At 71.6% G+C, this 13,748-nt stretch carries 16 protein-coding genes; 8 read left to right on the top strand and 8 right to left on the bottom strand.

What is annotated here, in order from left to right:
- Positions 1-193: 193 nt before the first annotated feature.
- The gene (locus tag ACFY0U_RS09400) at positions 194-3,226 is read left to right on the top strand and encodes a BTAD domain-containing putative transcriptional regulator (RefSeq protein ID WP_388634281.1); all 3,033 of its coding nucleotides are present in this window, start codon (positions 194-196) and stop codon (positions 3,224-3,226) included.
- 27 nt (positions 3,227-3,253) lie between these two features.
- On the opposite strand, the gene ACFY0U_RS09395 is transcribed toward ACFY0U_RS09400, so the two are convergent.
- From ACFY0U_RS09395 to ACFY0U_RS09385, 3 genes are all read right to left on the bottom strand, one after another.
- A complete protein-coding gene (locus ACFY0U_RS09395) occupies positions 3,254-4,942 on the bottom strand; it encodes a bifunctional 3'-5' exonuclease/DNA polymerase (RefSeq protein ID WP_388632646.1) in 1,689 nt (562 codons plus the stop codon).
- Positions 4,943-5,019: 77 nt separating this feature from the next.
- Positions 5,020-5,745 (bottom strand): Clp protease N-terminal domain-containing protein, encoded by a 726-nt coding sequence (locus ACFY0U_RS09390; RefSeq protein WP_388632643.1) that lies wholly within the window; start codon positions 5,743-5,745, stop codon positions 5,020-5,022.
- A gap of 76 nt (positions 5,746-5,821) precedes the next feature.
- Complete coding sequence (locus ACFY0U_RS09385; protein ID WP_388632640.1) at positions 5,822-6,448, bottom strand: LysE family translocator; 627 nt, start codon at positions 6,446-6,448, stop codon at positions 5,822-5,824.
- Between the two features lie 65 nt (positions 6,449-6,513).
- Between ACFY0U_RS09385 and ACFY0U_RS09380 the strand changes: the two genes are divergently transcribed.
- The gene (locus ACFY0U_RS09380; RefSeq protein ID WP_388632638.1) at positions 6,514-7,638 is read left to right on the top strand and encodes a DUF2786 domain-containing protein; all 1,125 of its coding nucleotides are present in this window, start codon (positions 6,514-6,516) and stop codon (positions 7,636-7,638) included.
- Here ACFY0U_RS09380 and ACFY0U_RS09375 read toward each other — a convergent pair.
- The 4 genes from ACFY0U_RS09375 to rpmB all read right to left on the bottom strand — a co-directional run bounded on the left by ACFY0U_RS09375 (position 7,635) and on the right by rpmB (position 9,385).
- A complete protein-coding gene (locus ACFY0U_RS09375) occupies positions 7,635-8,162 on the bottom strand; it encodes a DUF4232 domain-containing protein (RefSeq protein WP_388632635.1) in 528 nt (175 codons plus the stop codon). The genes ACFY0U_RS09380 and ACFY0U_RS09375 overlap by 4 nt on opposite strands.
- A gap of 80 nt (positions 8,163-8,242) precedes the next feature.
- The gene (locus ACFY0U_RS09370) at positions 8,243-8,776 is read right to left on the bottom strand and encodes a hypothetical protein (protein ID WP_388632632.1); all 534 of its coding nucleotides are present in this window, start codon (positions 8,774-8,776) and stop codon (positions 8,243-8,245) included.
- Between the two features lie 44 nt (positions 8,777-8,820).
- Positions 8,821-9,126 carry a 30S ribosomal protein S14 gene (gene rpsN, locus ACFY0U_RS09365; RefSeq protein ID WP_388632630.1) on the bottom strand — a complete coding sequence of 102 codons (306 nt, stop codon included), beginning with the start codon at positions 9,124-9,126 and terminating at the stop codon, positions 8,821-8,823.
- Positions 9,127-9,148: 22 nt separating this feature from the next.
- Positions 9,149-9,385 (bottom strand): 50S ribosomal protein L28, encoded by a 237-nt coding sequence (gene rpmB / locus ACFY0U_RS09360; protein ID WP_059194016.1) that lies wholly within the window; start codon positions 9,383-9,385, stop codon positions 9,149-9,151.
- 62 nt (positions 9,386-9,447) lie between these two features.
- Between rpmB and rpmG the strand changes: the two genes are divergently transcribed.
- The 5 genes from rpmG (at position 9,448) to ACFY0U_RS09335 (ending at position 11,846) form a co-directional block, all read left to right on the top strand.
- Positions 9,448-9,612: a 50S ribosomal protein L33 gene (gene rpmG / locus ACFY0U_RS09355; RefSeq protein ID WP_388632626.1), complete on the top strand. Its 165-nt coding sequence runs from the start codon at positions 9,448-9,450 to the stop codon at positions 9,610-9,612.
- A 5-nt stretch (positions 9,613-9,617) separates the two neighbouring features.
- Complete coding sequence (locus tag ACFY0U_RS09350; protein ID WP_388632623.1) at positions 9,618-9,866, top strand: type B 50S ribosomal protein L31; 249 nt, start codon at positions 9,618-9,620, stop codon at positions 9,864-9,866.
- Complete coding sequence (locus ACFY0U_RS09345) at positions 9,866-11,035, top strand: CobW family GTP-binding protein (RefSeq protein ID WP_388632620.1); 1,170 nt, start codon at positions 9,866-9,868, stop codon at positions 11,033-11,035. Before ACFY0U_RS09350 ends, ACFY0U_RS09345 begins: the two co-directional genes overlap by 1 nt.
- 5 nt (positions 11,036-11,040) lie before the next feature.
- A complete protein-coding gene (gene rpsR / locus ACFY0U_RS09340) occupies positions 11,041-11,274 on the top strand; it encodes a 30S ribosomal protein S18 (RefSeq protein WP_388632619.1) in 234 nt (77 codons plus the stop codon).
- A gap of 317 nt (positions 11,275-11,591) precedes the next feature.
- Entirely contained in the window at positions 11,592-11,846 is a 255-nt protein-coding gene (locus ACFY0U_RS09335; protein WP_046260356.1) for a DUF397 domain-containing protein, read from the top strand.
- A gap of 106 nt (positions 11,847-11,952) precedes the next feature.
- On the opposite strand, the gene ACFY0U_RS09330 is transcribed toward ACFY0U_RS09335, so the two are convergent.
- A complete protein-coding gene (locus ACFY0U_RS09330) occupies positions 11,953-12,450 on the bottom strand; it encodes an ATP-binding protein (RefSeq protein WP_388632616.1) in 498 nt (165 codons plus the stop codon).
- A gap of 333 nt (positions 12,451-12,783) precedes the next feature.
- Here ACFY0U_RS09330 and ACFY0U_RS09325 point away from each other — a divergent pair, with 333 nt between their 5' ends.
- Complete coding sequence (locus ACFY0U_RS09325) at positions 12,784-13,608, top strand: helix-turn-helix domain-containing protein (RefSeq protein WP_388634279.1); 825 nt, start codon at positions 12,784-12,786, stop codon at positions 13,606-13,608.
- Positions 13,609-13,748 lie beyond the last annotated feature (140 nt).

The raw sequence follows: 13,748 nt of genomic DNA, 5'->3' as shown, positions 1-13,748 counted from the left end.
CGCCGGCCGATTGGCGTGAAGTCGCCGGGCGGTGGCGCCGGACGGCCGGTACGGTAGCGGATTCCGGCCGGATCGTCGGCCGGTGGCACGTGGCGGGAAATCGCCGCGCAGAGGGCGGAATCCCGCCAGAAGCGGTGGGTTTTCGAGTGCGGAGCGCGGCCGGGTGCGGCGCGTGGGAAGGCAGTGGTTCGGTGTGAAGCCGTGCGAGCTGCGGTTCGGACTGCTGGGGCCGCCGGTTCTCTACGACGCCGGCTCGACCCGTGTGGTGGGCAGCCCCAAGGTGCGGACCCTGCTGGCCGCGCTGCTGCTGGAGGCGGGCCGTACGGTCTCGGTGGACTCCCTCAAGGACGCGCTGTGGGGCGGGGCGCCGCCCGCCTCCGCCCACGCCTCGCTGCACAACCACGTCACCCGGCTGCGACGGCTGCTCGACGACCCCGAGCGGCTGCGGGCCGTACCGCCCGGCTATCTGCTCCGGGTCGAGCAGGGCGAGCTGGACGTCCATGTCTTCGACACCCACGTCGCCGAGGCGCGCGCCGCGCACGCCGGGCGGGACTGGGTGCGGACGGTACGCGCGTGCACCGAGGCGCTCGCGCTGTGGCGCGGCACACCGCTCAGCGGGCTCCCGGCCGAACTGGGCGGATACGCCTTCGCGCAGCGGCTGCGGGAGGCGCGGCTGCTGCTTCTGGAGTGGCGCTACGACGCCGAACTCGCCGTCGGTGGACGGTTCGACGGTCTGGTCCTGGAACTGACGTCCCTGGCCGCCGAACATCCGCTGCGCGAGGCCTTCCACCGCCAGCTGATGCTGGCCCTCCACCGGACGGGGCGGCAGGCGGAGGCGCTGGCCGTCCACCGGGATCTGCGCACGCGGCTGGTCGAGGAGCTCGGCGTGGAGCCGGGGGTGGGGGTGCGGGAGGCGCATGTCGAGGTGTTGCGGGGGGCGTCGGGTGAGGGTGTGGCCGGGGAGACGCCGGCCGCCGGCGGGGCCGACGGGGCCGAGGACACCGGAGCCGAGCCCGCGGTGGCCGACACCGAGCCCGAGGGCACGCTCACAGGCCCGCCCCGCCCCGCCCAACTCCCGCCACCGCCGCCCCACTTCACCGGCCGCGCAACCGTCCTCGACGCGGTACGCGGGACCCTGTCCGACGCCCCCACCGCCGTCGCCGTCATCAGCGGCATGGCCGGCGTCGGCAAGAGCGCGCTCGCCCTGCATGTCGCCCATGACCTGCGGGAACGCTTCCCCGACGGCCAGCTGTACGTCAACCTGCACGGCGCCACCCCCGGCATGACCCCCCTCACGCCGTCCCAGGCGCTCACCGCACTCCTGCGGGACCTGGGCGCCGACCCCCGTGCCATCCCCGAACACCCGGACGCGGCAGCCGCGTTGCTGCGCTCCCTGCTCGCCCCGACCCGCACGCTCATGGTGCTGGACGACGCCGCGACCGCCGCACAGGTACGGCAGTTGCTGCCGGCCGGCACCGGCTGCGCGGTGATCGTCACCAGCCGCTCCCCGCTGACCGCCCTCGACGGCGCCCGCCGTTTCCCGCTCGCCCCGCTGTCGGCGGAGGACAGCGCGGCGCTGCTGCGGACGGTGTCCGGCCGCGAGGGCGACGACAGCGGCAGCGGTGAGGACGACGACCGGATCGACGCCGGCCACCCTCTCGTCGAACTCACCGGCCGCCTCCCGCTCGCTCTGCGTATCGTCGCCGCCCGCCTGGCCGCGCGCCGCGCCCTCACTCCCGATGTGCTGGCCGACCAACTGGCCGCCACGGAGGACAGGTTGCGGCACCTGGAGTACGACGACCTGTCCGTACGCCGCTCCCTGGCCGTCGCCCACGACGCGCTCGCCGCCTCCGGCCGCCGCACCGACCGCGACGCCGCCCTCGCGCTGCGCCGGCTCGGCGCCCTCGACCTGCCCACGTACGGCGCCCCCCTCATCGCCCGGCTCCTCGGCACCGAGACCAGCCGCGCCGAGGCCGCGCTCGACCGCCTCGTCGACGTGGCGCTCCTGGAGGAGACGGCGTACGGCCGCTACGCCCCCCACGACCTGGTCCGCGACTTCGCCCGCGAACTGGCGGACACCCGGCACACCCCCGACGTCGCCCGTACCGCTGTGCGCTGGTACACGGCCGTCGCCGAGCGCACCCTCACCGCGATCGTCGAACCCGGCCTCGACCAGGACGACCGCCGCCGCCCCACCGCCGCGCAGCCGCCCGAGCACACGGCGCACGTGCTGTCCGTGCCGGCGTTCGCCTCCTCCGAGGACGCCTTCGCCTGGGCCAGTTCGGAGCTGGAGAACATCGTCGCCCTGGTCGAGCGGTACGCCGACGCCCCCGACGACCGCACCGCCGCCCATGTCGCCACCCTGCTGCGGCTCTTCTTCCCCTACCTCCAACGCGGCGGCCGCGTCTCCGAGATGGAGGTGCTCGGACAGGCCGCGCTCCGGCTGGCGCGACGGTTCGGGGACGAGGTCGCCGAGGCGTACGCGCTGATCGACCTCGCCGGGCTGTACTTCCTCACCGGCCGGCACGGCGAGTCCCTCGCGCTCACCGACGACTCCCTCGCGCTCTGGCGACGGCTCGGAGTGCTCTCCCGGATCCGGCGCTGTCTGGGCAACCGGGGCCTGCTGCTGGAGAACCTCGGCCGGTACGAGGAGTCCGGTCAGGCGCTGCGGCAGAGCCTGGAGCTGTCACGGCAGCTGGACGACCCCTGGGGCGAGGCCGTGACCTACGGCCACCTCGGCAACCTGTACGAGCACACCGACCCCCGGGCCGCCATCGAGCAGCACCGGCGCTCCCTCGCCATCGGCGCCGAGATCGGCAACGTCATCGTGCAGCACTCGGCGCACTGCAACATCGGCTACGCCCATCTCACCCTGGGCGAACCGGCCGCCGCCGTACCGCACTTCGAGGAGAGCCGGCGCATCCTCGGCCGCCACGGCGACTGGCACGGTGAGTCCCAGTCCCGGCTCGGTCTGGTGCGCGCGCTGCGGCTGCTGGGCCGCATCGAACGGGCCGAGAGCGAGTGCGCCGAGCTGCTGAGCCGTGCGGACGCGCGCGCCGACGGGTATGTGGGCGGTCTCGCCCGCCACCAGTACGGGCTGGTGCTGCGGGAGCAGGGGCGCGTCGAGGAGGCGTGCGCCCAGTGGCGTACGGCCCTGGCCGCCCTGGACGGGACGGACAAGAAGGCGGTCGTGGACGAGCTGCGCGCCCTGCTCGACGACTGCTGATCACTCGGAGTCGGCACAGCGAACCGATCACTTGGCATCCGCATAGCACTCCACCACCGACGTCGAGAACGGGAACCGCACCGGCGTCTGCCCGAACGTCAGCCGTGCCGCCAGTGCCCCCGCCTCGCGGATCGCCGCCACGACCGTCTCCGCCTCCTCCTCGGGACAGTGCACGATCACCTCGTCGTGCTGGAAGAAGACCAGCTCGGCCGCCATGTCCGCACAGGTCTGCCGCAGCGCGGCGAGCAGCAGCAGGGTCCAGTCGGCGGCACTGCCCTGGACGACGAAGTTACGGGCGAAGCGGCCACGGGCACGGGCGTTGCGGGAGGCGTAGCCCGGCACCCAGCCGTCGTCGGTGGGGGTCTCGGGCGCGTCCTCCTGCGGGATGCCGGCCTCCTCGGCGGCGTCGCCCGCGCCCGCCGCCGGTGGGCAGGTCCGGCCGAGCCAGGTCCGCACGAGCCGCCCCTCCTCGCCCGCGCGGGCCGCGTCGTCGACGTACGCCACCGCCTTGGGGAAGCGGCGTCGGAGCGCGGCGAGGTTCTTCAGGCCGTCGCCGGAGGTCTGGCCGTAGACCGCGCCGAGAACGGCCAACTTGGCCTGGGCGCGGTCGCCGGAGAAGGCGCGGTCGGAGACGGACTGGTAGAGGTCGGTCTCCCGGCCCGCCACCTCCATCAGCCCGGGGTCACGGGAGATCGCCGCCAGCACCCGCGGCTCCATCTGGTCGGCGTCGGCGACGACGAGCCGCCAGCCCGGGTCGGCGACGACGGCACGCCGTATCACCTTGGGGATCTGCAGCGCGCCCCCGCCGTTGGTGACCCAGCGCCCGGTGACGGTCCCATGGCAGAGGAACTCCGGCCGGAACCGCCCTTCGCGCACCCAGTCCTGGAGCCAGGACCAGCCGTGGGCGACCCAGATCCGGTACAGCTTCTTGTACTCGATCAGGGGCTTCACGGCCGGGTGGTCGATGGACTCGATCTCCCAGCGGCGGGTGGAGCTCACCTTGATGCCGGCCTGTGCGAACGCCTTGACGACATCGGCGGGCAGGTCGGGCCGGACCCGGCGTCCGAAGGCGGCGGACACCTCGTCGGCGAGTTCGGCCAGGCGCCGGGGCTCACCGCCGCCGGCGTACCGCTCGCCGAGCATCTCGTGCAGCACCCGCCGATGGACGTCGGCGCTCCACGGCAGCCCCGCGCGGTTCATCTCGGCGGCCACCAGCATCCCGGCCGACTCGGCGGTGATCAGCAGCCGCATCCGGTCGGGATACGCGGTGGCGTCCTGGCGGCGCTGCTGGTCGGCGTACACCTCCAGGAGGTCGGCGAGCGGCAGCTGGACGGCCTGCGGCTCGAAGAGGGAGGACTGCGAGCCGGGTTCGGCCGACCGCAGCGGTGGGTCGGGCGGTACGGGGCCGCCCCGTAGCCGGGCCAGGGCGGCGGCGGCCGAGCGCGGCTCGCCGTACCTCCCCGCGTGGCCCAGCAGCAGCGTCTCGGCGTCCTCGATGTCGTAGCACCGCTCTACTCGCACCCCCGCGGCGAGCAGCCGCGGATACACCTCCGCCGTGGACCGCCACACCCACCGCGCCACCTCGGGCCGCCTCCGCACGGCCTCCGCGAGATCCGGCTCCCACCGCACCGGCCCGGAGGGCAGCCCGTCGGCCCCGAGGGGGGCGATCTCCACGCCACCGTCCTCGGCCGGAGCGAGAGCCCAGCGGTCGGTCATGATTCCGAGTCTCGCAGGAGGGTCTGACAACGCCCCGTCGCGCGTCCGCAGACGGCGGCCCCCGCCGACCCGGGAGATCAGGCCCTCTCCTCCTGGATCTTCGCCAGCGCCGTCGTCACGTTCTCCTCCACCGCCGCCTTCGCGATGCCCAACCCCGACAGCACGCCCTCGCCGTTCTCGAACTCCAGGAGGGCCAGCAGGATGTGTTCGGTGCCGACGTAGTTGTGGCCCAGGCGCAGGGCCTCGCGGAAGGTGAGTTCCAGGACCTTCTTGGCGTCCGAGCCGTAGGGGACGAGCTCCGGGGCCTCCTCGGCGGCCGGTGGCAGTGCGGCGGTGGCGGCCTGGCGTACGGTGTCGAGGGGGACGCCCTGCGCGGTGATCGCCTTGGCGGCCAGGCCCTCCGGTTCGGCCAGCAGGCCGAGGACCAGGTGTTCGGGGCGGCCCTCGGCGTTGCGGGCGGCGACGGCCTCGTTGTGCGCGGCCATGACCGTGTTGCGGGCACGCTGTGTGTAGCGGCTGAAGTCCTGGCCGGCGCTGACGTCCCCGCTCTCCCTCGGCACGAACCGCTTCTGCGCGGCCTGCCGGGTGACGCCCATGCTCCTGCCGATGTCCGTCCAGGAGGCGCCCGAGCGCCGGGCCTGGTCCACGAAGTGGCCGATCAGATGGTCGGCCACGTCACCGAGGTGGTCGGCCGCGATCACCGCGTCCTCAAGCTGGTCGAGCGGTTGGTCGTGCACCTTCTTGATGGCCGCGATGAGGTCGTCGAGGCGTACGGATGACGTGATGTTGGGGTTCGTCGTCATGCTGTCAACCTTAGGTTGACACCTGCAAGGCGTCAACCGTGGGTTGACAACGACATGTCTCCACGCGTGCGTGCCCCTACTTCGGCGACGTGGCCACCAATCGCACAGCCAGCCCCGTGAAAACCGTCCCGCTGAAGATGTTGAGCCCCCGCGCCACCCGGCGACTGCGCCGCAGCAGCGCGGAGAGCTTCCCGGAGAGCAGTCCGATCGAGCCGTCCACCGCGAAGCCCATGACCGTGATGGTGAGCCCGAGGACCAGGAACTGCTCCCACACGTGCCCCATCTCGGGCGCCACGAACTGGGGCAGGAACGCCACGTTGAAGAGGATCACCTTGGGGTTCAGGAGGTTGGTGACGGCGCCCTGCCAGAAGGCCCGCCGCATGCCCGGCCCGGTCACGATCCCCTCGCCGATCGGCGAACGGTCCCGGAACGCCTTCACCGCGAGGTACAGCAGATAGGCCGCGCCCGCCCAGCGCAGCACGTGGTACAGCGTCGGCAGCGCCAGGAACAGCGCCGACAGTCCGAGCGCCGCGGCCACCGTGTGCACGAACATCGCGCAGGCCACCCCGAACGCCGCCATCACCCCGGCCGCGGGACCACCCCGTCCGCCCATCGCCACGATGAACATCATGTCGGGGCCGGGAGTCACACAGAGCGCGAAGGCGGCCACGAGGAAGGCCGCGTAGAGAGACATGTCCACCATGCGGCCATGCTCGAAGCCCGCACGGGCGGCGGCACCCGATTTTCGGGGAGTGAGACGATCGCCCCGTGACCAGCAGCAGTGCCTCCGGCAGCGGTTCCCCCGGCACCGTCGACCGCGCCTTCGAGGCAGCCCTCTACACGGACGCCGACTCCGCCCTCGACACGGCGGCCTCCCTCCTCGCCGCCGACAGGGCGGCCGACGCCGAACTCGACCGCCGGGGCCGGGAGTTCGTCGCGGCGGCCTGGCGACGCGGCTGGCAGCCCGCCGACGTCGTACGGATCGTGCGACGGGAGCTGGACGACGTACACGTACGTCTGGCGTCGGCGCTGATCCACGCGCAGGCGCCCGACGACCGTGCGCGCGGCCCCCGCTGGCGGGCCCAGCTCGAAGAACTGACGGCCGACGCCCCGGCACAGGACCGTTTCTCCCGCGCCACCGCGGTCCTGGAGCTGTACCGCCTGCTGCTCCGCCTCCCTGCGCTGGAGTCCCTCGACGAGCCGGCCGGCCGCACGGCGCACCCCGAGTCGCGCATGCTCACCCGCATCCGCGCGCTGCTCGCGAAGGCGGAGGCGACGGGCTATCCGGAGGAGGCGGAGGCGCTCAGTGCCAAGGCGCAGGAGCTGATGGCCCGGCACAGTGTCGACGAGGCGCTCCTGGACGCGCAGGCGCCCACGCACGACACCCCCGGTGCCTGCCGGATCGGGGTCGAACCGCCGTACGAGCAGGCCAAGGCGGTGCTGCTGGACGCGGTGGCGACGGCGAACCACTGCCGAGCGGTGTGGAACGAACCGCTCGCCTTCTCCACGGTCGTCGGCTTCGAACCCGATCTGGAGGTCGTGGAACTGCTCTACACCTCGCTGCTCGTCCAGGCCACGACGGCGATGACCAAGGCGGAGGCGGCCCAGCGGGCGGGCGGCCGGAAGCGGACCAAGACCTTCCGGCAGTCCTTCCTCGCGGCCTACGCCCACCGCGTGGGCGTCCGGCTGCGGGCCGCGGCCGAGACCCAGGTGAGCGCCGACCTGCTCCCGGTGCTCGCCACCCGCGAGGTCGCGGTCACCGGCCGCCTCGACCGGATGTTCCCGGAGACGACCACGACCCGGCTGCGCGGCGTCAGCGACGAGGCGGGCTGGGTCGAGGGATCGCAGGCGGCGGACCGTGCCCAGGTGAAGTCCCGGCGGCCGCTCGGCTAGTCGCCGGACGTCTGGAACCCGCTCACGGAGGCGTCCGGGGTCTTCCCGTCGCTCTTCAGCGCGACATCGCCGTACGACCACGTGAAGTCGTACGTCTCCGAGGACCCGGGCAGGCCGAACTTCCCCTCCGAGACGGCGAGGCTCTGGTCGCCGCCGGCCTCGCCCATGACGTAGGTGAGCGTGAAGGAGGTCGCGGCGCCCTTCGCGAGGGTCGTCTTCGTGGCCTTGGCGGACGGGTCCGGCTCGACGGCGACCGTGCCGAGGGTGACGGAGGGCAGGCCGTCCAGGGTGCACTTGGCGCCGCTGTCGTTGGTGATCGTGACGGGCACGTTGCCGGTGTCCCCGACGGCGGGGGCGGCGTTGGCGGGTCCGACCTGCACCTTCATCGCCCCGATCGCGCAGGCGGCGTCACCCTTGGCGCTGCTCGTGGCGGCCTTGTCCTTGGTGTCTGCGCCGTCGTCGGAACAGGCGGTCAGCGTCAGGGCCGCGGTGAGGACGGCGGCGGCGAGGGGAAGGGCGCGCATGAAAGGTCCTTGAGTGCTCAGGTGCTGCGTGAAGGCGTGCGTGGATCATCACGTACGCGGCTGGGAATCCGTTACGAGGATCAGCCCAGGCTCGCCGTCGGCAGCCCGGACGGCAGTTGACCGCCCTCCGCCTTCTGATACGTCTCCGTGGCCAGACCGCCCTCCCACGTCACCTTGAGGCCGGTCTTGCTCACCGAGTCGACCATTCCGGTCTGCCGGTCCTTGCTGCCGTCCGTGCACGTGAGGCGGATCATCTGCATGCCGTCCTCCTCGCCCGCGGTCCCGCTGCAGATGGTCCCGCCGGTCGCGAAGAGCCCGGCCTCCGTGCCGTTGACCATCAGCACCACGGCCTTGCCCTTGGTGGTGGCGAGCCAGCTGCCCGCGAGCTCGTCCGCCGCGGAGGCGGAGGCCGACGAGGACGCCGACCCGCCGCTCCCGCCTCCCGTGTCCGCGGTCGCCGTCGACGACGTACCGGTGCTCGGCGACGAGGTGTCGTCGGAGTCGCCGTCCCCGCTGCACGCGGTCAGCGCGAGCACGCCCGCCAGGGACACGGCCGCCGCCGCGACCCGCGTCCGCCGGTGTGACGTGGTGCGCGAGAAGATCGCCGAAGTCACTGGAGGCTCCTAGCTGTAGCGGTCGACGCAACGACCGCAGCAAGCTACCAGGAGGACTTGCGGACCCCCGGAAGGTACCCGGCGTGCGCCTGCTCCCGGAGGCCGACGCGGGACAGGCCGAAGGTGCGGAAGTAGCCGCGCGGCCGCCCGTCCACCTGGTCCCGGTTGCGCACGCGCGTGGCGCTGGCGTCCCGTGGCTGCCGGTTCAACTCCCGCTGGGCGGCGATCCGTTCGGCGTCCGTCGAGGACGGGCGCCGGATGATCTCCTTCAGCTCGGCGCGGCGCCCGGCGTACCGGGCGACGATCTCCTGCCGCTTCTCGTTCTTCGCGATCTTGCTCTTCTTCGCCATACCGGTTTCTCCCTCGGAGCCGTCAGATCCGCACGCCGCGCGCGCGGATGCGCGCCACGGCCGCCTCGACACCGATCGTGTCGACGGTCTTGATCCCCTTCGCGCTCAGCCGCAGCCGGACGTGCCGGCCCTCGCTGGGCAGCCAGTACCGCTTGGACTGGATGTTGGGGTCGAAGCGGCGTGAAGTGCGCCGGTGGGAGTGGGAGATGCGGTTGCCGAAGCCGGGCCGGGCGCCGGTCAGCATGCAGTGGGCGGACACGGGTGATGCACCTCTCTCGAAGCAGTTGTGTAAATGGAATTCATTTTCAGTAAGATAGCAGCATGGCTCGCAACGAACTCCGCCCGGTCATCAAGCTCCGGTCCACCGCCGGGACCGGCTTCACCTATGTGACCCGCAAGAACCGCCGCAACAACCCGGACCGCATGGTCCTGCGCAAGTTCGACCCGGTCGTCCGCCGCCACGTCGACTTCCGAGAGGAGCGCTGACCGTCATGCGCGAGGGAATCCACCCGTCCTACGGCCCCGTCGTCTTCCGCGACCGTGCCGCGAACTACGCCTTCCTGACCCGCTCGACCATGACGAGCGAGAAGACGGTCGAGTGGGAGGACGGCCACACCTACCCGGTCGTCGACGTCGAGATCTCGAACGTCAGCCACCCCTTCTACACGGGTACCGCGCGCGTGCTGGACACCGCCGGACGCGTGGAGCGCTTCGAGCGCCGGTACGGAAAGAAGGGCTGATGCTCTCCGTCGTGATCGTCGGCGGGCTGCACGCCGACGCGCGCAAGGCGGCCGTCGAGCGGCTGCTCGCCGACGTGCCGGGCAGCGTCGTCCTCCACCACGACCTGGCGACGGCCGCGGCGGGCACGGTCGTACGCACCATCCGCGACGCCTCCGGGATCCTCGCCGCGGGGGAGGCGCCCCTGGTCAACGACTGCGCCTGCTGTGCGCTGCGCGAGGACCTGGTGCCGGAACTGCGCCGGCTGGCCGACGACGGTCGCACGCGGCTCGCGGTCGTCGAGCTGTGGGACTCGGTGGAGCCCAAGGCGATGGCCGAGGTCGTCACGGCCGGCGGGCTCACCGTCACCGGCGTCATCACCGCCGTCGACCCGGCACTGGTCCTGCCGTATCTGGGCAACGGCGACGACCTCGCCGAGCGCGGTCTCGCCGCGGCCGCCACCGACCAGCGCACGGTCGCCGACACCTTCGCGCGCCAGCTGGAGTACGCCCCCGTCCTCGCCGTCGCCGACTCGGAGGCGGCCGACGACGAGGACCGCGAACTGCTCGCCCAGCTGCATCCCACGGCCCGTCAGGTCCCGATCGGCGCCGGTGAGCCGATGGGCGGGCAGGCCGATGCGCGGGCATCCGCACGGTCACCGCTGGCGGCGGCCGCCCTCGCCGGCTTCGACGTGGAGGCCGCGGCCGCCGCCCAGCACCCCGCGTGTGCCCTCCTGCCCACCGAGGCGGACGCCCACGGTGTCTCCACGCTGGTCTGGCACCGCTGCCGCCCCTTCCACCCGGAGCGGCTGTACGAGGCGCTGGAGGACATCACCTGTGCGGCCGCCCGCAGCCGTGGCCGGTTCTGGCTGGCCGACAAGCCGGATGTGCTGCTGCACTGGGACGCGGCCGGCGGGGCGCTGTGCGTGGAGAGCGCAGGCCCCTGGCTCGCCTCCCTGCCGGACGCGGCCTGGGAGATGGTCCCGCCGGTGCGCCGGGCGGCCGCGGCCATGGACTGGCACCCCGAGCACGGCGACTGCTGCCAGCACCTGGTGTTCACCTCGCCCGCCCTCGACCGCGACGGCCTCGAACGGCTGCTGGAGCACTGCCTGCTCACCGATGCCGAGTACGCCGCGGGCCGCGACGCCTGGAAGCGGCTGCCGCCCGCCTTCGACACCCTCCTGGAGGTCTGACCCGCATGCCCCGCAAGCCCGAGCGCAAGCCCGCCAAGAACCGTCCCAACCCGCTGGACCAGGCGAAGATCACCTACATCGACTACAAGGACACCGATCTGCTGCGGAAGTTCATCTCCGATCGTGGCAAGATCCGCAGCCGCCGGGTCACCCGCGTCTCGGCCCAGCAGCAGCGTCAGCTGACCCGCGCCATCAAGAACGCCCGGGAGATGGCACTGTTGCCGTACGGCAACCGCTGATCGCCCGCCCCCTCCGGAGGCCCCGGCGTGGACACGGTTCACGCCGGGGCCGAACTTTGCCTCCGCACGATTAGGTGAAGCTTGGAACACAACAGGCGCGGTACGCGTCTATTCCTCATACACGAGGGGGTTCGGCCCAGATGCCGAGGTGCCGGGGGAACGTATCCAGCGCCCCGTACGTCACATCTGTAACCACAGGACCACCCCGCGTGCACGTGCATCTGCTCATGCATCTGCACGTGAACAGAGCTATGATCCGGACCAGTTGACCACTGCATCAATGGCCCCAAGGCCACCGCACCACCGGGGAGCGACCTGTGGACCACGACGTGTACAACGACGTGTACAACGGCATGGCAGCCACGGAGCTGAACGGGGTGGCGTGGCAGAAGAGCCGGCACAGCAACTCGCAGGGTTCCTGCGTCGAGTTCGCCCGCCTTCCCGACGGAGGCGTGGCCATGCGCAACTCCCGCTTCCCCGACGGTCCGGCGCTGGTCTACACCCGCGCCGAGATAGAGGCGATGCTGCTCGGGGTGAAGGACGGCGAGTTCGACCACCTCGTAGTGGGCTGACCTCCGGGAACAGGTACCTCGCCACCGCATCGAGGACTCAGGGCGATCGGTGTCTCACAGGCCGTGACGCGCGTAGAACCGCGGCGGCGAAAAAAGCCGCGGTGCCTCACTCGGCGGACGGCAGACGGAACAGTGCCCAGACGACCTTGCCGTTGAGCGTGCCGGCGAGCGGATGCCATCCCCAGCCGTCCGCGAAGGAGTCGACGAGGAACAGACCCCGCCCGGACTCCGCCGAGAAGTCGTCCGAGTCGCGCGCGACCGGACTGTCATGGCTGGGATCGCGCACCGCGCACACCAGTCGCTCGGTCCAGCGCATCAGGTGCAGCCGCACGGGCGGAATCTGTGCGGGCGCGTGTCCGTTGCTCGTCGGCAGACCGTGTCGCAGGGCGTTGGTGACCAGTTCCGAGACCACCAGGCAGACGTCGTCGTAGCGGTCGCCTATGTCCCACTGGTCGAGCGTTCTGCGGGTGAACTGCCGTGCCTCGCGCACCGCTTCGTAGCGGGCGGGCAGAGCGCAGGAGGCGGCGTTGGACACGGCCGCGGGATCCAGCGGCGGAAGGCCCTGCCGTAACGGCTCGAGCATGGTCGATCCATTCGTCCCCATGCGAGGCACTCCCGGAGGTTCGCGGTCGTTGCGATGCAGCGGTTGCGCGGGACCATGGTTTCGGATGAGGAGTGCAGATGCAAGGTGCAGATGCACGTGCACGTGACCGAATTGGACGTTCCCGTACCGCTTGTTGGGCATTTTTTCCGCCAACTTCCTTACCTCTCTTGCCTTCTCCTCCCCTCCTGCTGTGTGGAATCTTTGGCTTCTTTCCATCTCTGTAATCGGACGAGTACAGCTCGAAGTGTTTTAGTGGCAGACTTCGGCTCCTGAAGACGGCTGGGGAGGCTGGCGAACGTGAGCGCGGGAGAGCCCGGATCGGTGGTGCGGCGGATGCTGCTCGGCTCGCAACTCAGGCGACTGCGTGAGGCACGCGGAATCACCCGCGAGGCCGCGGGCTACTCGATCCGTGCCTCGGAGTCGAAGATCAGCCGGATGGAGTTGGGCCGGGTGAGCTTCAAGACGAGGGACGTCGAGGACCTGCTGACGCTGTACGGCATCACGGACGAGCAGGAGCGCGCCTCACTGCTCTCCCTCGCCCGCGAGGCCAACGTGGCGGGCTGGTGGCACAGTTACTCCGACGTCCTGCCGAGCTGGTTCCCCACCTATGTCGGCCTGGAGGGCGCGGCCACCCTGATCCGGGTGTACGAGGTCCAGTTCGTGCACGGACTGCTCCAGACCGAGGCCTACGCCCGCGCGGTCGTGCGGCGCGGCATGAAGGGCGCGAGCGAGGCCGACGTCGAGAAGCGCGTCGCCCTGCGCCTGGAGCGGCAGAAGTACCTCACGGAAGAGGGCGGCCCCGAACTCCACATCGTCCTCGACGAGGCGGCCCTGCGCCGGCCGTACGGCGACCGCGAAGTCATGCGCGGCCAGCTCCAGCACCTGATCGAGGTCTCCAAGCTGCCCAACGTCCGGTTGCAGGTCATGCCGTTCGGCTTCGGCGGCCACTCCGGCGAGTCCGGCGCCTTCACCCTGCTCAGCTTCCCCGAGTCCGACCTCTCGGACGTGGTCTATCTGGAGCAGCTCACCAGCGCCCTGTACCTGGACAAGCGTGAGGACGTCGCCCAGTACGAGAAGGCGCTCAAGGAGCTCCAGCAGGACAGTCCCGGGCCGGACGAGAGCCGTGACATCCTGCGAGGCCTCCTCCAACTCTCGTGAAGTCTGCGCGGACTCTCCCGTAAATCTTCGCCGACTCCCCTAGGGTTTTCCCCAGAACATCGCTCTGCGTCCCCAACTCGCTTGTCGCACAAGTACGATGACGCGTGATCAGACCGTGACGTCGATCGCGCGTCGCGTGC

The organism is Streptomyces sp. NPDC001536 (genome assembly GCF_042894505.1).
Taxonomy (GTDB): Bacteria; Actinomycetota; Actinomycetes; order Streptomycetales; family Streptomycetaceae; genus Streptomyces.
This window is presented reverse-complemented; position numbering and strand designations above follow the sequence as displayed.

Excerpts from the sequence above, each read along its gene's own strand:
- ACFY0U_RS09375 (WP_388632635.1), bottom strand. The coding sequence starts at position 8,162 with ATGCGCGCCCTTCCCCTCGCCGCCGCCGTCCTCACCGCGGCCCTGACG.
- ACFY0U_RS09325 (WP_388634279.1), top strand. The coding sequence starts at position 12,784 with ATGCTGCTCGGCTCGCAACTCAGGCGACTGCGTGAGGCACGCGGAATC.
- ACFY0U_RS09385 (WP_388632640.1), bottom strand. The coding sequence starts at position 6,448 with ATGGTGGACATGTCTCTCTACGCGGCCTTCCTCGTGGCCGCCTTCGCG.
- rpsR (WP_388632619.1), top strand. The coding sequence starts at position 11,041 with ATGCCCCGCAAGCCCGAGCGCAAGCCCGCCAAGAACCGTCCCAACCCG.
- ACFY0U_RS09330 (WP_388632616.1), bottom strand. The coding sequence starts at position 12,450 with ATGGGGACGAATGGATCGACCATGCTCGAGCCGTTACGGCAGGGCCTT.
- ACFY0U_RS09345 (WP_388632620.1), top strand. The coding sequence starts at position 9,866 with ATGCTCTCCGTCGTGATCGTCGGCGGGCTGCACGCCGACGCGCGCAAG.
- ACFY0U_RS09390 (WP_388632643.1), bottom strand. The coding sequence starts at position 5,745 with ATGACGACGAACCCCAACATCACGTCATCCGTACGCCTCGACGACCTC.
- ACFY0U_RS09395 (WP_388632646.1), bottom strand. The coding sequence starts at position 4,942 with ATGACCGACCGCTGGGCTCTCGCTCCGGCCGAGGACGGTGGCGTGGAG.
- ACFY0U_RS09350 (WP_388632623.1), top strand. The coding sequence starts at position 9,618 with ATGCGCGAGGGAATCCACCCGTCCTACGGCCCCGTCGTCTTCCGCGAC.
- rpmG (WP_388632626.1), top strand. The coding sequence starts at position 9,448 with ATGGCTCGCAACGAACTCCGCCCGGTCATCAAGCTCCGGTCCACCGCC.
- rpsN (WP_388632630.1), bottom strand. The coding sequence starts at position 9,126 with ATGGCGAAGAAGAGCAAGATCGCGAAGAACGAGAAGCGGCAGGAGATC.